This window comes from Geodermatophilus sp. SYSU D00703, from assembly GCF_054050155.1.
Genome location: NZ_JBJGYU010000028.1, coordinates 21,273 through 39,725, shown reverse-complemented (window position 1 = coordinate 39,725; position 18,453 = coordinate 21,273). Strand labels below are relative to the sequence as shown.

Below are 18,453 nucleotides of genomic sequence, written 5' to 3'. Positions count from 1 at the left end.
GCGTGGACGACCTGGTCCTCGGCGTCGACCTGGCCACCGCCGCGGTGCGGGGAGCGGCCGTGCGGGTCGCCACCGGGGAGGTGCTCTCCGGCGGGTCGGCGCCGCTGCCCGAGCCCGCGGTGCCCGCCCCCGGCTGCCAGGAGCAGCCGCCGGTGCACGCGGCCGCCGTCCGGTCGGTGCTGCGGGCACTCACCGCCGAGCTGGGTCCCCGCGGAGCCGGGATCCGCGCGCTGGCGGTGACCGCGACGTCCGGCAGCGTCGTCGCCGCCGACGCGCGCGGGCTGCCGCGCGGGCCCGTGCTGCTCTACGCCGACCAGCGCGGCGCGGCCCGGCTGCGCGCCGCGCTCGGCCGGCCGGCCGGCGCCGCCCCGACCCTGGGCCGGCTCGCCTGGCTGGCCGGGCAGGACGCGGCGGCCCGATTCCTGCACGTGCCCGACGTGGTCGTCGCCGACCTGACCGGGCGGCTGGTCACCGACACCTCGCACGCGCTCAAGGCGGGGATCGACCCGGTCGCCGCCCGGTGGCCCGGCGACCTGCTGGCCGCCGCCGGTGTCCCCGCCGGCGCCCTGCCGGAGCTGGTGCACCCGGGCACCGTCGTCGGCGAGGTCCGCCCCGAGGTGGCGGCCGAGCTGGGCCTGCCGCGCGGCGTGCGCGTCGTGGCCGGGATGACCGACGGCTGCACCGCCCAGCTCGCCGCGGGTGCGGTGGCGCCGGGCCGGACGACCGGCGTCCTGGGGACGACGCTGGTGCTCAAGGGCGTCGCGCACGCCGAGGTGACCGGGTTCGGCGGCGCGGTCTACTCGCACCTCGCGCCCGACGGCCTGTGGTGGCCCGGCGGCGCGTCCAACACCGGCGCCGGAGCGCTGGGCGGGCTGCCCGACCTGGCCGCCGCGGACGCCGACGCCGCCCGGCAGGGCCCGTCGGCCTGGACCGCCTACCCGCTCCCCGGCACCGGCGAGCGCTTCCCGTTCGTCCGACCGGAGGCGACCGGCTTCCTGCTCGGCCCGGGGACGCCGTCCCCGCTGCAGCGGCACCGCGCCGTGCTGGACGGCGTCGCCTTCGTCGAGCGCCTCGGCCTGGAGCGGCTGGCCGCGCTCGGGGTCCGCTCCGCCGACCACCGGGTCGTCGGCGGCGGCTCGCGGTCGACCGTGTGGACGGCGATCCGCGCGACCGTCCTGGGCCGGCCGGTGTCGCGGCCGGCCGAGCCGTCCAGCGCCTTCGGCGCCGCCGTGCTGGCCGCCGCCGCGCTGACCGGCACCTCGCCGGCGCAGGCCGCGGACCGGACGGTGCGCACCGCCGAGGTCGTCGACCCCGACCCCGCCCAGGCCGGTCCACTCGAGGAGGGCTACCGGCGGCTGGTGGCCGAGCTGTCCCGGCGCGGCTGGCTGGACGAGGGGACCTGAGCACCCCGTTCCCCGAGGAGAGGAGAGGAACCGTGCCGATCACCCACGGCGTCCACGCACTGGTCTGGACCGGGGGCTGGTCCCCCGACGAGGCCCGCCACGCCATCGCCGCCACCGCCGAGGCGGGCTACGACCTCATCGAGATCGCGCTCATCGACCCGACGGCGTTCGACGCCGACATGACCGCGCGGCTGCTGGAGGAGCACGACCTCCAGGTGAGCGGGTCGCTGGGGCTCTCCGAGGACACCGACGTCTCCAGCGAGGACCCGGACGTCGTCGCCCGCGGACGGGAGCGGCTGGCCACGGCGCTGTCGGTGCTGCGCGACAGCGGCGGCTCAGTGCTGTGCGGCGTCCTGTACTCGAAGCTCGGCAAGTACGCCGGACCGGCGACCGAGCGGGGCCGGGCCAACTCCCGGGAGACGATCGCGTGGCTCGCCGACCGGGCCGCCGCCTCGGGGATCACGCTGGCCCTGGAGTTCTGCAACCGCTACGAGACCAACGTCATCAACACGACGCAGGAGACGCTGGACTTCATCGCGGCGGTCGACCGACCCAACGTCATGGCCCACCTCGACACGTACCACATGAACATCGAGGAGCACTCGTTCCGCGAGGCGGTGCGGGCGGCCGCGGCGGCCGGGAAGCTGGGCTACGTGCACGTCGGGGAGTCCCACCGCGGGGCGCTGGGCACCGGCACCATCCCGTGGGCGGAGTTCTTCGGCGCGCTGGCCGAGGTGGGCTACGACGGGATCATGACCTTCGAGTCGTTCTCGTCCGAGGTCGTGCACCGCACCCTCTCCAACGACCTGGCCATCTGGCGCAACCTCTGGACCGACAACGTCGCCCTGGCCCGGGACGCGCTGGCCTTCACCAGGGCCGGGCTCGCGGCCGCCGGCGGCCGCGCCTGACCCCCAGGACCCGGCGGCGTCATCGTCGCCCTGGCCGAGGAGCTCGGCTGAGGCCGAGCGCGTCGCTCAGCGTGTCGGGGTCCGCCCTCCGGCTCGGGACAGCACGCGGTAGGTCACGTGCGTCACGGCGGTCGCGGCTCGCGACCCCACCTGCTCGAGGCGCAACGGCGGGACGCCCTCGAACAGCCGCGTGCCGACGCCGAGCGTCAGCGGCACGTCGTGCAGCCGCAGCTCGTCGATCAGGCCGGCGGTGAGGTACTGGTTGATGGTGGTCGCGCCGCCCTGGATCGCGACGTCGCCGTCGCCGGCCGCCGCGCGTGCCCGTGCCAGTGCCGACTCGATCCCGTCGGTGACGAAGTGGAACGTGGTGCCGCCCTCCATCGGCTGGGGGTCGCGCCCGTGGTGGGTGAGCACGAAGACCGGGGCGTGGAACGGCGGGTCCTCGCCCCACCAGCCGTTCCCACTCGCCGCGCACCGGTCCGAACGTGTTGCGCCCCATGACGAACGCCCGGGCGGCGGCCATCCGGTCGATGTCGGCCCGGTTCTCGTCGGCGGTGTCGAACATCCAGGCGTGCAGCGTGCTGCCCGAGCCGTCGCCGCCGTCCTCGCCGAACGGGCGGTCCTCGGTCTGGTCGGGCCCGGCCGAGTACCCGTCGGCCGAGATCGTGAGGTCGCAGACCACCCTGCCTCGTGGTCCGGTCATCGCTCTCCCCTCCTCGCAGCGACTCCGCCGCCCTCGCGGTGAGCTCCCTCCGGTCGCTCCGACGGGCAGAGTGGGCGCTCGTTCAGGGAGACTGCACGATCCAGGGCACGGGAGGTGCAGCATGGACGTCGTCATCGGCATCCCGTCGCGGGAGCGCTGCTGCTCGCCGTCGTCGTGTGCTGCTGAGGACGGGCTGCGGCGCCGTACCGGTGGACAGGACTCGCACGCTCGCTCAGGCGTACCGGCGCTTCGGTGAGGTCGAGGCCGCCGGCAGGTCACCGCTGTGGGAGCGCGTCGCCGTCGCCCTGAGCGAGTCCGCCGAGGCCCTGCGCGCGATCGAGGCGGCGCCGGCGCGCAAGCGGCACCCCAGGCTGGTCCTCGCCGCGCTGCACGACCTCGCCCTCGCCGGACGGGCGCCTGCGCTGGCCGCGGCCTGTGCCGCTGGGGACGGCGTCGCCGCCGCCGACGCGGCGATCGACACGCTGCTGCGGATGACCGACGCGGTCGTGGCCATCGCCGTGCGCCGGCGGGTGTGGACCGACCAGACCGGGGGGTGTGCCGTGCTGTACCCGGCCATCGCCGAGGCGGCGCGCCGGGCAGGCGCGAGGGCGGTCGGGCTGATCGACGTCGGCTGCTCGGCCGGGCTGGACCTCGACGTCGACCGCGTCGGCATCACCTACAGCGACGGACGAACGCTGGGCGACCCGTCCTCCCCCGTGCAGATGTCGTGCTCGGTCGTGGGCGACCGGCCCGTCCCGACGCGGGCGGTGCCCGAGGTGGTCGCCCGGATCGGCATCGACGCCGATCCCCTCGACGTGACCGACGCCGATGACGCCCGGTGGTTGCGTGCCTGCCTGTGGCCGGACCAGCCGGAGCGGAGAGCGCGGCTCGACGCGGAGATGGCGCTGGCGGCGACGGCCCCTCCGCTGCTGCTGCGAGGGGACGCCGTCGAGGTGCTGCCCGACGCCGTCGCCCGTGTGCCCGCGGACGCCATGCCCGTCGTCACCACGACGTGGGCGCTGGCCCGCCTCCCGGTCGAGAGCCGCCTGCGCTTCCTGCACCGCCTCGACGACGCGGCGGCCGGCCGGGCGGTCGCGTGGGTGTCCGTCGAGGGGGTCGGGGTCGCGCCGTCCATCCCGACGCTCGGCGACCGCCCCGCCTCCGGCCACAGCATCGTCGGCCTGGCGGTGTTCGACCGGCCGATGCCGCACCCCGAGGCCGTCGGCCGCTGCTGGTCGCGGGGCCGCCTGCTGGCGTGGCTGGCCGACCCCTGAGGCTGCGCGCGAGTGCGGGGCCTCCTACCCGGCGGACCGCCGGCGCACCATCTCGGTGATCCAGACGGGCGCGAACGGAGACGTGCAGTTCGGCGGCGTCGGGTGGTCCTCGAGCACACGCAGGCGCTCCCCGATGTCGATCGCCCGAGCTCGGTGCTCGACGTGCTCGATGCCGATCTGGGCCAGGCAGTTGTTCATCGCCCACTGCAGGCGGTCCGGGGCGTCCGCCATCTCCGCTTCGACGACGTCGAGGAGTGCGGGCAGGTCGAGACCCTCGGGCTGCTTCGCCACCCGTTCGGTGGTCAGCGCCCAGCCGGCACTCGCGACCACGGGGTCCGGGTCGGCCGACCAGGCCAGGCGCAGCTCCCCGGCGTGCGGGTTCTTCTCGACCGCCTTCGGCCGACAGATCAGGAGGTCCAGCAGCCGCGCCGCGCTGTCCCCGGTCCGCCACAGCTCGCGCGCGAGCTCCTGTTGGGTCTCGAGCCGCTTGGCGAGGGCGCGCAGGTTGCCGAGGTTCACGCCGTGGTCGTCGCCGTGCCTGGTGTTCACCTCGCGGATCCTGGGGTCCTCGAGACCGGCCGGCTCGGCCATCACCGCGGCCACCGTCGTCCCGGTCGCTGCCGTCTGGGTCAGCTCCGTCTCCTGTCCGTCGCGTCCGGGATCGGTGCACACGGCGGGGTCCGGTCCCGGGTGCGGGCCCGCCAGAGGATGCCCTACCGGAGCGGGAGAGCGAGCGTCGTCCCCGGCCGGCCTCGCGGAGCGACGGCCGGCCCGGGGCCGCGGTCGGCAGCGCGATCCCCGGGACGTGCGGGAGGGTGACGGTCATGAGCGTCGTCAAGATCAACGCGATCACCGTGCCCGAGGACCGGCGGGAGAGCTTCGAGGAGCGGTTCCGGAGCCGGGCCGGGGCAGTCGAGCAGACGCCCGGTTTCGAGCGGTTCGAGCTGCTGCGCCCGGAGGAGGGCACCGACCTGTACCTCGTGTACACCCGCTGGGAGAGCGAGGACGCCTTCCGGACGTGGCACGACAGCCAGGACTTCGACCGCGCCCACCACGGCGGCGAGACCCGCGCCCCCGTGGCCAGCCACTCCCAGCTGTGGTCCTTCTCGGTCATCGAGACCGCGGGACCGCGGACCACGTGATCCCGCGAGGACCTCGGTGACCCCGCCCGGGACCGCTCCGGGCGAGTCCTGCCGGAGACGCGCCGCAGCCTGCTGACAGGAGCCCCGCGGTCGTGGTGCCATGGGTGCTCCGCCCCGCCCCGGGGGTTTCACGGCCAGGGCGGGGCGGGCGTCTCGATGACCGACCTGCACCCGGCCGACGGCGACACGAGGACCTCGGCCGGGGCACCCGGACGTCGGCGTGACGTGCTCGGACGTGGGCGGCCGGCGGATCGGCTACCCGCCCGGCGGACGCTCGCTGCCCTCCCGCCACCCGGCGCCCCGGCGGGCCACGCGGTGCAGCGGCTCGACACGGTGCGGACGCCGGGCACGAGCGGCGCGGTCTCGGGCCAGCTCACGCTTCACCTCCGGCCATCGAGGCGCCCACCAGTAGGCCGCGACCACCGCGGTCAGCGGGATCCAGCCCAGCAGCGACCACACCCACCACGGCATTCCAGGCCTCCCCCTCCCGGCGTCCGCGACGCCGGGACCTGCGTCGGTGTCCGCCGGGATCTGGACGGCGACCGCGCGAGGCCACGCTGCCCGGACGGCACGACGCCGCCCACCCCCACCGAGGGGTGCCGAGGTCACCACACACAGGGGCTGGCGCCGGTCCTCGGCCGACGGGACGAGCCGTGCGGGGACACCGCCGGTGGTGCGTCTGACGGCTCGGGGCGGCCTCACCGGAGCGGTGGCTGGGACGTCGTCAACGTCGACCCGGACCGGATCGAGACGAGGTTCCACGCCGACGGCGCACCGGCCTGGCTGGCGACGATCACCCGGACCTGCACCGCGTCCTCAGGCGTTCTCCCGGCGGAAGGTGGCGGTGCCCCACCAGACCGAGACGGCGAACAGCGACAGGGCCCACAGGCTGCCCCACAGCAGCCCGGACGAGGCGAAGTCGCCGAGGAAGGAGTTGCGGACGGCGTCGACCACGTGGCGGATCGGCATGAACTCGCTCGCCCGCTCCAGCCACGCGGGGCCGATCGTCATCGGCAGCAGGATCCCCGACAGCAGCAGCACCGGCATCACCACCATGTTGACGACCGGCGCCATGACCTCCTCGCTCTTGGTGGTCAGCGCCAGCGCGTTCGACGCCGCGGCGCACGCGCCGCCGATGAGCAGGGTGAGCAGCGTCCCGAGGACGATGCCCTGCAGCGGCGCGTCCATGCCCAGGGCGTAGCCGAGGGTGATGAGGATCAGCGCCTGGGCGAGCAGCTGCAGCAGGTCGCGGAGGAGCCGGCCGACCAGCAGCGCCGTCCGGCTGGCCGGGGTGACCCGCTCGGCCTCGATGACGCCCTCGCGCCACTCCCCGATGAGGCTGAACCCGGCGAAGAAGGCGCCGAAGATGCCCAGCTGCACCAGCATGCCGGGGACGAAGAAGGTGTAGGCGTTGGTCGCGCCGAACTGGTCGACCAGAGGCGTGAGCAGCGGACCGAACAGCAGCAGGTACAGCACCGGCTGGATCGCCCCGATGATCACCCACGCGGGGTTCCGCAGGTTCATCCGGAGCTGGCGTCGGAAGACGATCCCCGACTCGCGCAGGAACGAGGTCACCGCGGGGCTCCTTCGACGGCGGGCACGGTCTCGGTCCCCTCCGCCGGCGCCTGACCGACGTCGGGTGCGGCGGCTGTGTCAGCGGTCTCGGCGTCGCGCAGGGACCGCCCGGTCAGTGCCAGGAACACGTCGTCCAGGGTGGGCCGGAGCACCTCGATCGAGTCCAGGTCGATCGAGGCGCGGTCCAGGTCGCGCAGCAACCCGGGACGGCGCGCCCGGCGCGGGGCACGCGCCCGCGGACGTGCCGGCCCTCGATCTCCACCTCGGCGCGGCCGTCGGTGAGGGTGGCGAGCTTGCGGGCCGCCTCGGGCACGTCGGCCGGAGCCGCCACCTCCAGGTCGACCAGGTCGCCGGCGACCCGCGCCTTGAGGCTGTCGGCAGTGTCGGCGGCGACGATCCGGCCCCGGTCGATGATCAGGATCCGGTCGGCCAGCGCGTCGGCCTCGTCCAGGTAGTGGGTGGTGAGGAACACCGTCGCGCCGCGGCGGCGCCGCAGGTCGCGGACGTGCTCCCAGAGGTTCGCCCGCGCCTGCGGGTCCAGACCGGTGGTCGGCTCGTCGAGGAACACCAGCGTCGGCTCGTGGATCAGCCCCATCACGATGTCCAGCCGGCGCTTCTGCCCGCCGGACATGTTCCTGGGCATCCGGGTCCACAGACCCTCCAGGTCCAGCTGCCGGAACAGCTGCCTGCCCCGTTCCTCGACCACCGCCCGGGACAGCCCGTAGAGCATCCCGTGGTCCACCACCTCGTCGCCCGCGCGGGCGCCGCTGAACGCCCCGCCGGCCTGCGACACGTAGCCGATGCTGCGGCGCACCTGCTCCGACTGCGTGACGACGTCGAAGCCCGCCACCGTCGCCGTGCCGGCGGTCGGCTTCAGCAGGGTGGTCAGCATGCGCAGCGTGGTGGTCTTCCCCGCCCCGTTGGGACCGAGGAACGCGACGATCTCCCCCTCGGCGACGTCCAGGTCGACGCCGTCGACGGCGCGGACCTCGGTCTTGACCCGTCCCTGGCGCGTACGGAACGTCTGCACCAGTCCCCGTGCGTGGATCACGCGCTGCCCTCCCGTGCCGTCGGCCACCGGCTCGTGCGCGACCCCCGTGCGGGGTCCGGTCGACCGGCACTCCAGGACTGGAGACCCCGCGGCCCGCGGGAACTCATCGCTCCCCGGCGGCTCGTCTCAGCGGGAGGGCAACCGGGCCGCGGCGGCGTCCCACGCGGCCGGCGACCCGGACGGCGTGTACGTCTGCACCTCCTGCGTGGCCCGCAGCAGTGCACGCAGGTCGGCCAGGCCGCCGTCGAGCACGCCGGCCGCCCGGGCCTGGACCAGGGCGTTCCCCAGCGCCGCGGCCTCGACCGGGCCGGCCACGACCGGCAGGCCGCAGGCGTCGGCGGTGAGCTGGCACAGCAGGGCGTTGCGCGCCCCCCCGCCCACCAGGTGCACCACCTCGACCTCGCGTCCGGAGAGCTCGCCGGCCCGCCGGATCGCCCGCCGGTAGGCGAGAGCGAGGCTGTCGAGGATGCACCGCACCGTCGCAGGCCCGCTCTGCGGCGGGGTCTGGCCGGTCTCGGCGCAGGCCGCGGCGATCCGCGCCGGCACGTCACCCGGGGGGAGGAACCGCGGGTCGTCGGCGTCGACGACGGCGGTGAAGGCCGGCACCTGCGCGGCGGCGGCGAGCAGGTCGGGCAGGTCCGCGGGCAGGCCGGCAGCCGCCCAGGTCCGCAGCGACTCCTGGAGCAGCCACAGCCCCATCACGTTGTGCAGGTAGCGCACCGTGCCGTCCACGCCGAGCTCGTTGGTGAACCCGGCGGCCCGGCTCGCCTCGGTGAGCACCGGCTTCTCCAGCTCCACGCCGACCAGCGACCAGGTGCCGCACGAGACGTAGGCGAACCGGTCCGACGACGCCGGGACGCCGACCACCGCCGACGCCGTGTCGTGCGACCCGACCGCGGTGACCGGCACCGGCCCGGCCAGCCCGGTCTCGCCCAGCACGTCGGCGGTCAGCTCCCCCAGCCGCTCCCCCGGCTGCCGCAGCGGCGGGAACAGCCCGCGGTCCAGGCCGAGCCGGTCGACCAGGTCCCAGGCCCACTCGCGGGTCGTGGCGTCGAGCAGGCCCGTCGTGGAGGCGTTGGTGACCTCCGCGCCGACCGCGCCGGTGAGCCAGTACGCGAGCAGGTCCGGGACCAGCAGCGCCGTCCGGGCGGCGGCGAACTGCGCCGTCCCGCGCGCCGCCGCGAGCTGGAAGACGGTGTTGAACGGCAGGTGCTGCAGCCCGGTCACCCGGTACAGCTCCTCGGGCGGGACGGCGGCGTGCACCGCCGCCACCGCGGTCGCGTGCCGGGCGTCCCGGTAGTGCACCGGGTTGCCCAGCAGCGCGCCGTCGGCGTCCAGCAGGCCGACGTCCACGGCCCAGCTGTCGATGCCGACGCCGTCGACCCGGCCGGCCTCGCGCCCGGCGGCGCGCAGCCCGTCGAGGACGCCGGCGTAGAGCCCGAGCAGGTCCCAGTGCAGGGTGCCGCCGAGGCGCACCGGCCGGTTGGGGAACCGGTGCACCTCGGCGAGCTCCAGCCGCTCCGGCGCGACCCGCGCGGCCATCACCCGGCCGCTCGACGCCCCCAGGTCGACGGCCGTGAGGTTCAACGGGGCCTTCGTGGCCACGCTGGCCCCTCTCTCAGCGGAGGAAGGCGGCGGCCACGCCCGAGTCGACCGGCACGTGCAGCCCCGTCGTCCGGGTGAGGTCGCCACCGGTCAGCGCGAAGACGGCGTCCGCGACGTGCTCGGGCAGGACCTCCCGCTTGAGCAGCGTCCGCTGCGCGTAGAACTCGCCCAGCTCCTCCTCCTTCACGCCGTAGACCGCGGCGCGCGAGGCGCCCCAGCCGCCGGCGAAGATCCCCGACCCGCGGACGACGCCGTCGGGGTTGATCCCGTTGACCCGGATCTGGTGCCCGCCGAGCTCGGCGGCCAGCAGCCGGACCTGGTGGGCCTGGTCGGCCTTGGTGGCGCCGTAGGCGATGTTGTTCGGCCCGGCGAACAGCGAGTTCTTCGACGAGATGTAGACGAGGTCGCCGCCCATCCCCTGCTCGATCATGATCCGGGCGGCCTCGCGCGAGACGAGGAAGCTGCCCTTGGCCATGACGTCGTGCTGCAGGTCCCAGTCCTGCTCGGTGGTCTCCAGCAGTGGCTTGGAGATCGACAGGCCGGCGTTGTTCACCACCAGGTCGACCCCGCCGAAGGCGAGCACCGCCGCGCGGAACGCCTCGGCCACCGCCTCGCCGTCGCTCACGTCGGCCGCCACGCCCACGGCGACGTCGGCGTTGCCGATCTCCGCCGCCGCGGTCTCGGCCTTGGCCCGGTCGAGGTCGGCGACGACCACGCAGGCGCCCTCGCGCGCCAGCCGGTGCGCGATCGCCTTGCCGATGCCCGATGCCGCACCGGTCACCAGCGCGACGCGGGTGGCCAGCGGCTTGGGCTCGGGCATCCGCTGGAGCTTGGCCTCCTCCAGCGCCCAGTACTCGATGCGGAACTTCTCGCTCTCGTCGATCGGGGCGTAGGTGGACACCGCCTCCGCGCCGCGCATCACGTTGATCGCGTTGACGTAGAACTCGCCGGCCACGCGCGCGGTCTGCTTGTTGGCGCCGAAGCTGAACATGCCCACGCCGGGCACCAGCACGATCGCCGGGTCGGCGCCGCGCATCGCCGGGCTGTCGGAGGTGGCGTGCCGCTGGTAGTAGGCGGCGTACTCGGCGCGGTACTCCTCGTGCAGCTCCTCCAGCCGCGCGACGACGTCCTCCACCGGGGCGGTCGCCGGCAGGTCCACGACCAGCGGCCGCACCTTGGTGCGCAGGAAGTGGTCCGGGCAGGAGGTGCCGAGCGCGGCGAGGGGCTGCAGCTTCTCGCGGGACAGGAACTCGAGGACGACGTCGCTGTCGGTGAAGTGCCCGACCTGCGGCTTGTCGGTCGACGCCAGCCCGCGGATGACCGGCGTCAGCGCGGCGGCGCGGTGCCGCCGCTCGGCCTCGTCGAGCGGCTCGAAGCCGGGCACCACGGCGCCGAACGGCTCGGGCTTCCCGCGCTCGGCGAGGAACCGCTCCGCCGTCCGGATGATCTCCAGCGAGTTGGCCTCGCACTGTTCGCTGGTCTCGCCCCAGGCGGTGATCCCGTGCCCACCGAGGATGCAGCCGATCGCCTGCGGGTTCTTCTCGGCGATCGCGGCGATGTCCAGGCCGAGCTGGAAGCCGGGGCGCCGCCACGGCACCCAGACGACGCGGTCGCCGAAGCACTCGCGGGTCAGCGCCTCGCCGTCGGCCGCGGTGGCCAGCGCGATGCCGGAGTCGGGGTGCAGGTGGTCGACGTGCGCGGCGCGGACCAGCCCGTGCATCGCGGTGTCGATGGACGGCGCCGCGCCGCCGCGGCCGTGCAGGCAGAAGTCGAACGCGGCGACCATCTCGTCCTCGCGCTCGACGCCCGGGTAGACGTCGACCAGCGAGCGCAGCCGGTCCAGCCGCAGGACGGCGAGACCCGGCTCGGTGAGGGTGCCCAGGTCGCCGCCGGAGCCCTTGACCCACAGCAGCTCGACCGGTCGCCCGGTCACCGGGTCGGTCTCGGTGCCCTGGGCGGAGGTGTTGCCGCCGGCGTAGTTGGTGTTGCGCGGGTCGGCGCCCAGCCGGTTGCTGCGCTCGAGCAGCTCGCTGACCACGGGGTTCGTCATGCTCTGGTTCCTTCCGGGGATGTCGGAAGGGCCAAAATGGCCATTTTGGCCCCTCACGGGAGAGGTCTTCAGGCGCCCCAGCCGGCCTGCTGGCCGCCGACGCGCTCGCGCTCGATGCGCTCCTGGTACCCGCTGCGGGCGAAGGCGGCGTACGGGTCGGCGTCCAGGCCCTTCGACTCCCGCAGCTCGGCCAGCAGCGGCCGGACGTCGGTGCTGAAGGCGTCCATCAGCACACCGTGCGCGCCCAGCACGTCACCGGCGACCTGGGCCGCGCGCAGCGCGTCGCGGTCGACCAGCAGCGCCTTTGCGGTGGCCTCCTGGACGTTGAGCACCGAGCGGATCTGGCCGGGGATCTTCTTCTCGATGTTGTGGCACTGGTCGAGCATGAAGTTGACGCCGGCCCCGAGCAGGGCGTCGTTCTGCACGATCTCGTTCATGATCCGGAACAGCTGGAACGGGTCGGCCGACCCCACGATGAGGTCGTCGTCGGCGTAGTTGCGCGAGTTGAAGTCGAACGCGCCCAGCCGGCCCAGCCGCAGCAGCTGCATGACGATGAACTCGATGTTCGTGCCCGGAGCGTGGTGCCCGGTGTCGAGGACGACCTGCGCCTGCTCGCCGAGGGCCAGGCAGTGCACCAGCGAGGTGCCCCAGTCGGGGATGTCGGTCGCGTAGAAGTACGGCTCGAAGAACTTGTACTCGAGCAGCAGCCGGTGGCCCGGGTCCAGCAGCGCGTAGACCTCCTGCAGCGACTCGGCCAGCCGGTCCTGCCGGGCCCGCAGGTCGTCCTGGCCGGCGTAGTTGGTGCCGTCGGGCAGCCACAGCTTGAGGTCGGTGGAGCCGGTGGCCCGCATGACGTCGACGCACTGGGCGTGGTGCTCGATCGCCTTGCGGCGGACGGCGGCGTCGGGGTGGGTCAGCGAGCCGAGCCGGTAGTCGTCGTCCTGGAAGAGGTTGGAGTTGATCGCCCCGATCCGGACGCCCAGGTCGGCGGCGTGGGCGGCGAGCTTGCCGAAGTCGTCGACCAGGTCCCACGGGATGTGCAGGGACACCCGCGGCGCGACGCCGGTGTACCGCTGCACCTGGGCGGCGTCCTCGAGCTTCTCGAAGGGGTCGCGGGCCACCCCGGGCTGGCCGAACACCTTGAACCGGGTGCCGGAGTTGCCGAAGGCCCAGGAGGGCAGCTCGATCGTCTGCTCGGCGAGCGCGTCGAGTGCGGCGGCGGGGGTCATCGTCGATCTCCTCGGTCCGTGAGGGGACGGTCCGGCGGGGCTCGCCGGTCCACCGTTTTGAAACGTCTCATACGGTTACCGGGACAGTAGGACGTGTCCCCGGTCACGTCAACAGTCTCGTCCGCGCGACCCGCAGTGTGCACGTGGGGGCGCCGTCGGGGTCGGCCGCGAGTACCCCCACCAGCTCAGCACGGGTGCGTGCACCTCCGCGGGCCGGCCGGGCGGCCCGCCCCGGGCTTGCGCGGGCGGCGCACGCCGTGCCACAGTGGCGGCCATCACCATGTGAAACGGTTCATCCTGATCCGGACGAACCGGGCAGCCACCGGCTCGGGCCGGCGGCCCCGGGCCGGACACCGACGGAGGTGGCACGTGGCCGAGCGGGTCTGTTTCCTCATGCACCTGCGGCCGGAGCGCGTCGACGAGTACCTCGAGGCGCACCGCGAGGTGTGGCCGGAGATGCTCGAGGCGCTCTCCCGGCACGGCTGGCGGGACTACTCGCTCTTCCTCCGTCACGAGGACGGCCTGGTCGTCGGGTTCGTCGAGACCGACGACTTCGACGCCGCGGTGGCCGGCATGGACGCCGAGGACGTCAACGCCCGCTGGCAGGCCCGGATGAGCCGCTTCTTCGTCGCCGGGAGCCCCCCGGACCGGCAGATGGAGCGGCTGACCCAGTACTTCCACCTGGCCTGACGGCCACCCCACCGCGAGCTGGTCGCCACCGCGCAGGCCGCGGGTGCCCGGACGGCCGCCGTCGGCCGCCGGGCCGACCCGGGTGCCGCCGGTCGCGGCCGGGAGCACCCGGGTCGGCAACACTACGGAGGTCCCGGCGCGAGCGCCGGGCGCGAGGCCGGGACACCGGCGGGGAGGGCGGGTCGGTGGCCAGCATCAAGGACGTCGCCCGGCACGCGGGCGTGTCGGTCGGCACGGTGAGCAACGTGCTCAACCGGCCCCAGCTGGTCGGTCCGGTCACCCGCGACCGGGTCCGCGCGGCGATCGCCGAACTGGGGTTCGTGCGCAACGAGTCGGCGCGTCAGCTGCGCGCGGGCTCCAGCCGCACGGTCGGCCTCGTGGTGCTCGACATCGCCAACCCGTTCTTCACCGACGTCGCCCGGGGGGTCGAGGACGTCGTCAACGCCGCCGGGCTGGCGCTGATCCTGTGCAACTCCGACGACCGGCCGGACAAGGAGGCCGCGCACCTGGCCGTGCTCGCCGAGCAGCGGGTGCAGGGTGTGGTCATCACCCCGACCGCCGATCTGACGCCGGACCTGGCGGCGCTGCGCTCCCACGGGGTCCCGGTGGTGCTGCTGGACCGGCGCGCGCCCGCCGCGGACCAGTGCGCCGTCGCCGTCGACGACGTGCTCGGTGGCCGGCTCGCCACCGAGCACCTGCTCGAGCGCGGGCACCGCCGGATCGCCTTCGTCGGCGGGCACTCCGACCTGCCGCAGGTGCAGGAGCGCCGGGCCGGCGTGGAGACGGCGGTGCGCGAGGTGCCGGATGCCGAGCTGACCGTCCTCTCCCCGGAGGACCTCACCGTGCCCGGGGGGCGGGACGCGGCCGGGCGGGTCCTCGGCATCCCGGCGGCCCGGCGCCCCACGGCGGCGATCTGCGCCAACGACCTGCTCGCCCTCGGCGTGCTGCAGGGGATGGTGCGACAGCGCGTGCGGGTGCCGGACGAGTTCGCGATCGTGGGCTACGACGACATCGACTTCGCCGCCGCGGCCGCCGTCCCCCTGACCTCGGTGCGCAAGCCGCGGCAGGAGCTCGGGAGGCGCGCGGCGCAGCTGGTGCTGGACGAGGCCCGGGAGGGGCACCGGCACGAGCAGCCGGTCTTCGAGCCGGAGCTGGTGGTGCGGGAGTCGAGCATGGTCCGCCGCGGCGGGGGGGCCGACCGGGAGGGGACGCGATGAGGGTGGCGCTGTTCGCCACGTGCCTGGTGGACACGATGGTGCCGCAGGTGGCGATGGCCACGGCACGGCTGCTGGAGCGGCTGGGCCACGAGGTCGTCGTCCCGCCGGGCCAGGCGTGCTGCGGGCAGATGCACGTCAACACCGGCTACCGGCGTGAGGCGGTGCCGATCGTGGCCAACCACGTGCGGGCCTTCGCCGGGGCGGAGGCGGTGGTGGCGCCGTCCGGGTCCTGCGTGGCGTCGATCCACCACCAGCAGGCGATGGTCGCCCGCCGGGCCGGCGAGCACGCGCTGGCCGAGGAGGCCGAGGCCCTCGCGAGCCGCACCTACGAGCTGTCGCAGTTCCTCGTCGACGTCCTCGGCGTCACCGACGTCGGCGCGTACTACCCGCACCGGGTCACCTACCACCCCACCTGCCACTCGCTGCGGATGCTGCGGGTCGGCGACCGGCCGCTGCGGCTGTTGCGCGCCGTGCGCGGGCTGGAGCTGGTCGAGCTCCCCGGAGCCGAGCAGTGCTGTGGCTTCGGCGGCACCTTCGCGGTGAAGAACGCCGACACGTCGACGGCGATGCTCACCGACAAGATGGCCAACGTGCTGTCCACGCACGCCGAGGTGTGCACCGCCGGTGACGCCTCCTGCCTGATGCACATCGGCGGCGGGCTGTCCCGGCTGCGCTCGGGCACGCGGACGGTGCACCTGGCGGAGATCCTCGCCTCGACGGAGCAGTCCGTGTCCCCCGACCAGAGCACCCGACCGGCGGTGCCGGCGTGACCGCCGTGACCGGCCAAAGTGGCCACAATGGCCGCTCGGCGCCGACCTTCCTCGGGCTGCCTACCGCCCGCGATCGCCCCACCCTCCCGACCGCCCCCCGCGGGGTGGGCCACCTGCGCGGCGACCGCCCCTTCCCCGAGGCCGCCCGGGACGCGCTGCGCGACGGCCAGCTGCGGGCCAACCTCGGCCACGCGACCCGCACCATCCGGGCCAAGCGGGCGGCCGTCGTCGGCGAGGTGCCCGACTGGGAGGAGCTGCGTCAGGCCGGCAGGGCGCTCAAGGCTGCCACCCTGGCCCGCCTCGACGAGCACCTGGAGGAGCTCGAGCGGCAGGTGACCGCGCGCGGCGGCACGGTGCACTGGGCCCGCGACGCCGCCGAGGCCAACGCGATCGTCACCCGGCTGGTGCAGGCCGCCGGCACGGACGAGGTGGTCAAGGTCAAGTCGATGGCCACCCAGGAGATCGGCCTCAACGAGGCGCTCGAGGCCGCCGGGATCAGCGCGCACGAGACCGACCTGGCCGAGCTGATCGTCCAGCTCGGGGACGACGCGCCGTCGCACATCCTGGTCCCGGCGATCCACAAGAACCGGGCCGAGATCCGCGAGATCTTCCTGCGCACCATGCCGCAGTTCCAGGGCCCGGACGCCGACCGGGACCTGCCCGACGAGCCGCGCCGGCTGGCGATGGCCGCCCGGGCGCACCTGCGCGAGCGGTTCCTCCGCGCGCGGGTGGCGATCAGCGGCGCCAACTTCGCCGTCGCCGAGACCGGCACCCTGGCGGTGGTCGAGTCCGAGGGCAACGGCCGGATGTGCCTGACCCTCCCGCAGACCCTGATCACGGTGATGGGCATCGAGAAGCTGGTGCCGGCCTGGCGCGACCTCGAGGTCTTCCTGCAGCTGCTCCCCCGCTCCTCCACCGGCGAGCGGATGAACCCCTACACCTCGCTGTGGGCCGGGGTCACCCCCGGCGACGGGCCGCAGGAGTTCCACCTGGTGCTGCTCGACAACGGGCGGACGGCGGTGCTCGCCGACGAGGTGGGCCGCGAGGCGCTGCACTGCATCCGCTGCTCGGCCTGCCTCAACGTCTGCCCGGTGTACGAGCGCACGGGCGGGCACGCCTACGGCTCGGTCTACCCGGGCCCGATCGGGGCGGTGCTCTCCCCGCAGCTCACCGGCGTCGAGGACAACGCGTCACTGCCGTACGCGTCGTCGCTGTGCGGCGCCTGCTACGACGTCTGCCCGGTGGCGATCGACATCCCGTCGATCCTGGTGCACCTGCGGGGCGAGCACGTCGAGGCGCAGCAGCGGGTCACCCCCGAGGCGGCCGGGTTCCGCGCCCTGGCGACGGCGATGTCGCGGCCGCGGCTGTGGCGGCTGGCGCAGCGCGCCGCCGGGCTGGGCCGGTTCCTCGCCCGCGGCCGGCCGGCGCTGCCCGCGGCCCTGCCGCCGCCGGTCTCCGGGTGGACCCGCAGCCGCGACCTGCCGGCCCCGCCGCGGGAGACCTTCACCCAGCAGTGGGCCCGGGAGCACGGACGATGAGCACCGCACGGGAGGAGGTGCTCGGCCGGATCCGCACCGCGCTGGGCGAGGGGCGCGCCGTCCCGGAGGTCCACCGGCACTACCGGACCACCGACGACCGGCCGGTCGCGACGCTGCTCGACGTCCTCACCGACCGGCTCGAGGACTACAAGGCCTCGGTCCTGCGCTGCGGCCCGGACGACGTCGCCTCCACCGTCGCGGCCGCGCTCGACGCGGGCGTCGGCGCGGGGTGGGCGCCGGCGGACGTCGTCGTCGCGCCCGGCGTCCCGCAGGCGTGGCGGCCGGCGGGGGCCACCGAGGACGACGGCCGGCCCGCCGTCGCGCTCGCCGCGTTCGCCGCCACCGTCACCGGGGTCGCCGTGGCCGTGGCTGAGACCGGGACCCTGGTGCTCGACGGCTCGCCGCTCTCCGGCCGCCGGGCGCTGTCCCTGCTGCCCGACTGCCTGGTGTGCGTGGTCGAGGCCGGCCAGGTCGTCGGCGGCGTGCCGGAGGCGCTCGCCCGGCTGGAGCCGACCGCGCCGCTCACGATGGTCAGCGGGCCGTCGGCGACCAGCGACATCGAGCTCGACCGGGTGGAGGGCGTGCACGGCCCCCGCACGCTCGTCGTCGTCCTCGTCGCCGGACGGCGACCGTCGTCCTCGTGAGCTGAGCCGCTACCTCTCGCCGGGGCCGACCTCGCGGACCGCACGCGGGGTCCAGGCGGTCCCGCCCGCGGCGAGGTCGCGGATCCGCTGCGGCAGGTCGACCAGGTCGGCGCCCTTGAGCAGGTAGCCGACGGCCCCCAGCCGCCGGGCCCGGTGGAAGGTGACCAGGCTGAAGCAGCGCGCGAGGACGACCACGCGCGTGGCCGGGGCGACGTCGAGCAGCTCGCGCGCCGCCTGCAGCGGGTCGGTGCCGGGCAGCTCCGGGTCGACCAGGACGACGTGCGGGCGGGTGCCCAGGCCGGTCGCGAGGAGCTCGTCCCCGGTCTCGGCCTCCGCCACGACGGCGATGTCGTCGACGTCGTCCAGGCAGTCGATCAGCACGCGGCGCAGCACCGGGTGCGCGTCGGCGACCAGGACCGTGGTGACCGGCGTGGGCGGCGGGTCGCCGACGGGCCGGATGAGCCTCATCGTCACGTCCTGGAGACGCTCCGGCGGCGGCGGCATGACGACGTGCAGGCCGGGGCCGGGGCCGGCGCGCGGTTCACCGCCCGTGGGGAGCCCGGCGGTGTGCGGTGACCGACCGGCCGCCCGGTGCGGTGGCGCCCGCGGACGCGTTGACCGGGTCCGGCGGCGGGTGTAGGAGGGTGCGGTTCC

17 protein-coding genes and 1 pseudogene are annotated in these 18,453 nt (G+C 75.0%); 9 read left to right on the top strand and 9 right to left on the bottom strand.

All coding sequences use genetic code 11. The features are described from left to right. Nucleotides 1–2: 2 nt before the first annotated feature. Entirely contained in the window at nucleotides 3–1,403 is a 1,401-nt protein-coding gene (locus ACI782_RS20525) for an FGGY-family carbohydrate kinase (protein WP_456911941.1), read from the top strand. Between the two features lie 32 nt (nucleotides 1,404–1,435). Continuing rightward, nucleotides 1,436–2,311, top strand: a complete 876-nt coding sequence (locus ACI782_RS20520) for a sugar phosphate isomerase/epimerase family protein (protein WP_456911940.1) — start codon at nucleotides 1,436–1,438, stop codon at nucleotides 2,309–2,311. Nucleotides 2,312–2,377: 66 nt separating this feature from the next. Here the strand turns inward: ACI782_RS20520 and ACI782_RS20515 are convergent. Beyond that, nucleotides 2,378–3,014: pseudogene (locus ACI782_RS20515) on the bottom strand (dihydrofolate reductase family protein). Nucleotides 3,015–3,223: 209 nt separating this feature from the next. Between ACI782_RS20515 and ACI782_RS20510 the strand changes: the two are divergent. Continuing rightward, complete coding sequence (locus ACI782_RS20510; RefSeq protein WP_456911939.1) at nucleotides 3,224–4,288, top strand: DUF2332 domain-containing protein; 1,065 nt, start codon at nucleotides 3,224–3,226, stop codon at nucleotides 4,286–4,288. A 24-nt stretch (nucleotides 4,289–4,312) separates the two neighbouring features. On the opposite strand, the gene ACI782_RS20505 is transcribed toward ACI782_RS20510, so the two are convergent. Next, nucleotides 4,313–4,960 (bottom strand): DNA alkylation repair protein, encoded by a 648-nt coding sequence (locus ACI782_RS20505; protein WP_456911938.1) that lies wholly within the window; start codon nucleotides 4,958–4,960, stop codon nucleotides 4,313–4,315. Between the two features lie 152 nt (nucleotides 4,961–5,112). Between ACI782_RS20505 and ACI782_RS20500 the strand changes: the two genes are divergently transcribed. Then, complete coding sequence (locus ACI782_RS20500; RefSeq protein WP_456911937.1) at nucleotides 5,113–5,430, top strand: antibiotic biosynthesis monooxygenase family protein; 318 nt, start codon at nucleotides 5,113–5,115, stop codon at nucleotides 5,428–5,430. 255 nt (nucleotides 5,431–5,685) lie between these two features. Here ACI782_RS20500 and ACI782_RS20495 read toward each other — a convergent pair whose 3' ends face one another. From ACI782_RS20495 to rhaI, 6 genes are all read right to left on the bottom strand, one after another. Next, a complete protein-coding gene (locus tag ACI782_RS20495; RefSeq protein WP_456911936.1) occupies nucleotides 5,686–5,901 on the bottom strand; it encodes a hypothetical protein in 216 nt (71 codons plus the stop codon). A 345-nt stretch (nucleotides 5,902–6,246) separates the two neighbouring features. Next, nucleotides 6,247–7,005: an ABC transporter permease gene (locus ACI782_RS20490; RefSeq protein ID WP_456911935.1), complete on the bottom strand. Its 759-nt coding sequence runs from the start codon at nucleotides 7,003–7,005 to the stop codon at nucleotides 6,247–6,249. Nucleotides 7,006–7,117: 112 nt separating this feature from the next. Continuing rightward, nucleotides 7,118–8,056 (bottom strand): ABC transporter ATP-binding protein, encoded by a 939-nt coding sequence (locus tag ACI782_RS20485; protein WP_456911934.1) that lies wholly within the window; start codon nucleotides 8,054–8,056, stop codon nucleotides 7,118–7,120. 126 nt (nucleotides 8,057–8,182) lie between these two features. Then, nucleotides 8,183–9,661, bottom strand: coding sequence for a rhamnulokinase (locus tag ACI782_RS20480; RefSeq protein ID WP_456911933.1), 1,479 nt, complete (start codon nucleotides 9,659–9,661; stop codon nucleotides 8,183–8,185). A gap of 13 nt (nucleotides 9,662–9,674) precedes the next feature. Further along, nucleotides 9,675–11,711, bottom strand: coding sequence for a bifunctional aldolase/short-chain dehydrogenase (locus ACI782_RS20475; RefSeq protein WP_456911932.1), 2,037 nt, complete (start codon nucleotides 11,709–11,711; stop codon nucleotides 9,675–9,677). Nucleotides 11,712–11,779: 68 nt separating this feature from the next. Beyond that, on the bottom strand, nucleotides 11,780–12,940 hold the full coding sequence (gene rhaI, locus ACI782_RS20470; protein ID WP_456911931.1) for an L-rhamnose isomerase: 1,161 nt from the start codon (nucleotides 12,938–12,940) through the stop codon (nucleotides 11,780–11,782). A 369-nt stretch (nucleotides 12,941–13,309) separates the two neighbouring features. Here rhaI and ACI782_RS20465 point away from each other — a divergent pair, with 369 nt between their 5' ends. From ACI782_RS20465 to ACI782_RS20445, 5 genes are all read left to right on the top strand, one after another. After that, nucleotides 13,310–13,630, top strand: coding sequence for an L-rhamnose mutarotase (locus tag ACI782_RS20465; protein WP_456911930.1), 321 nt, complete (start codon nucleotides 13,310–13,312; stop codon nucleotides 13,628–13,630). Between the two features lie 185 nt (nucleotides 13,631–13,815). Next, nucleotides 13,816–14,847: a LacI family DNA-binding transcriptional regulator gene (locus tag ACI782_RS20460; RefSeq protein WP_456911929.1), complete on the top strand. Its 1,032-nt coding sequence runs from the start codon at nucleotides 13,816–13,818 to the stop codon at nucleotides 14,845–14,847. Next, complete coding sequence (locus ACI782_RS20455) at nucleotides 14,844–15,617, top strand: (Fe-S)-binding protein (RefSeq protein ID WP_456911928.1); 774 nt, start codon at nucleotides 14,844–14,846, stop codon at nucleotides 15,615–15,617. Before ACI782_RS20460 ends, ACI782_RS20455 begins: the two co-directional genes overlap by 4 nt. Further along, complete coding sequence (locus tag ACI782_RS20450; protein WP_456911927.1) at nucleotides 15,614–17,155, top strand: LutB/LldF family L-lactate oxidation iron-sulfur protein; 1,542 nt, start codon at nucleotides 15,614–15,616, stop codon at nucleotides 17,153–17,155. Before ACI782_RS20455 ends, ACI782_RS20450 begins: the two co-directional genes overlap by 4 nt. Next, nucleotides 17,152–17,799, top strand: a complete 648-nt coding sequence (locus ACI782_RS20445; protein ID WP_456911926.1) for a LutC/YkgG family protein — start codon at nucleotides 17,152–17,154, stop codon at nucleotides 17,797–17,799. Before ACI782_RS20450 ends, ACI782_RS20445 begins: the two co-directional genes overlap by 4 nt. 9 nt (nucleotides 17,800–17,808) lie before the next feature. On the opposite strand, the gene ACI782_RS20440 is transcribed toward ACI782_RS20445, so the two are convergent. Then, a complete protein-coding gene (locus ACI782_RS20440) occupies nucleotides 17,809–18,267 on the bottom strand; it encodes a response regulator (protein ID WP_456911925.1) in 459 nt (152 codons plus the stop codon). Nucleotides 18,268–18,453 lie beyond the last annotated feature (186 nt).

What these genes read in the sequence shown, in the direction of transcription:
- ACI782_RS20500 (WP_456911937.1), top strand. Translation starts at nt 5,113, where the DNA reads ATGAGCGTCGTCAAGATCAACGCGATCACCGTGCCCGAGGACCGGCGG.
- ACI782_RS20495 (WP_456911936.1), bottom strand. Translation starts at nt 5,901, where the DNA reads ATGCCGTGGTGGGTGTGGTCGCTGCTGGGCTGGATCCCGCTGACCGCG.
- ACI782_RS20475 (WP_456911932.1), bottom strand. Translation starts at nt 11,711, where the DNA reads ATGACGAACCCCGTGGTCAGCGAGCTGCTCGAGCGCAGCAACCGGCTG.
- rhaI (WP_456911931.1), bottom strand. Translation starts at nt 12,940, where the DNA reads ATGACCCCCGCCGCCGCACTCGACGCGCTCGCCGAGCAGACGATCGAG.
- ACI782_RS20455 (WP_456911928.1), top strand. Translation starts at nt 14,844, where the DNA reads ATGAGGGTGGCGCTGTTCGCCACGTGCCTGGTGGACACGATGGTGCCG.
- ACI782_RS20445 (WP_456911926.1), top strand. Translation starts at nt 17,152, where the DNA reads ATGAGCACCGCACGGGAGGAGGTGCTCGGCCGGATCCGCACCGCGCTG.
- ACI782_RS20440 (WP_456911925.1), bottom strand. Translation starts at nt 18,267, where the DNA reads ATGAGGCTCATCCGGCCCGTCGGCGACCCGCCGCCCACGCCGGTCACC.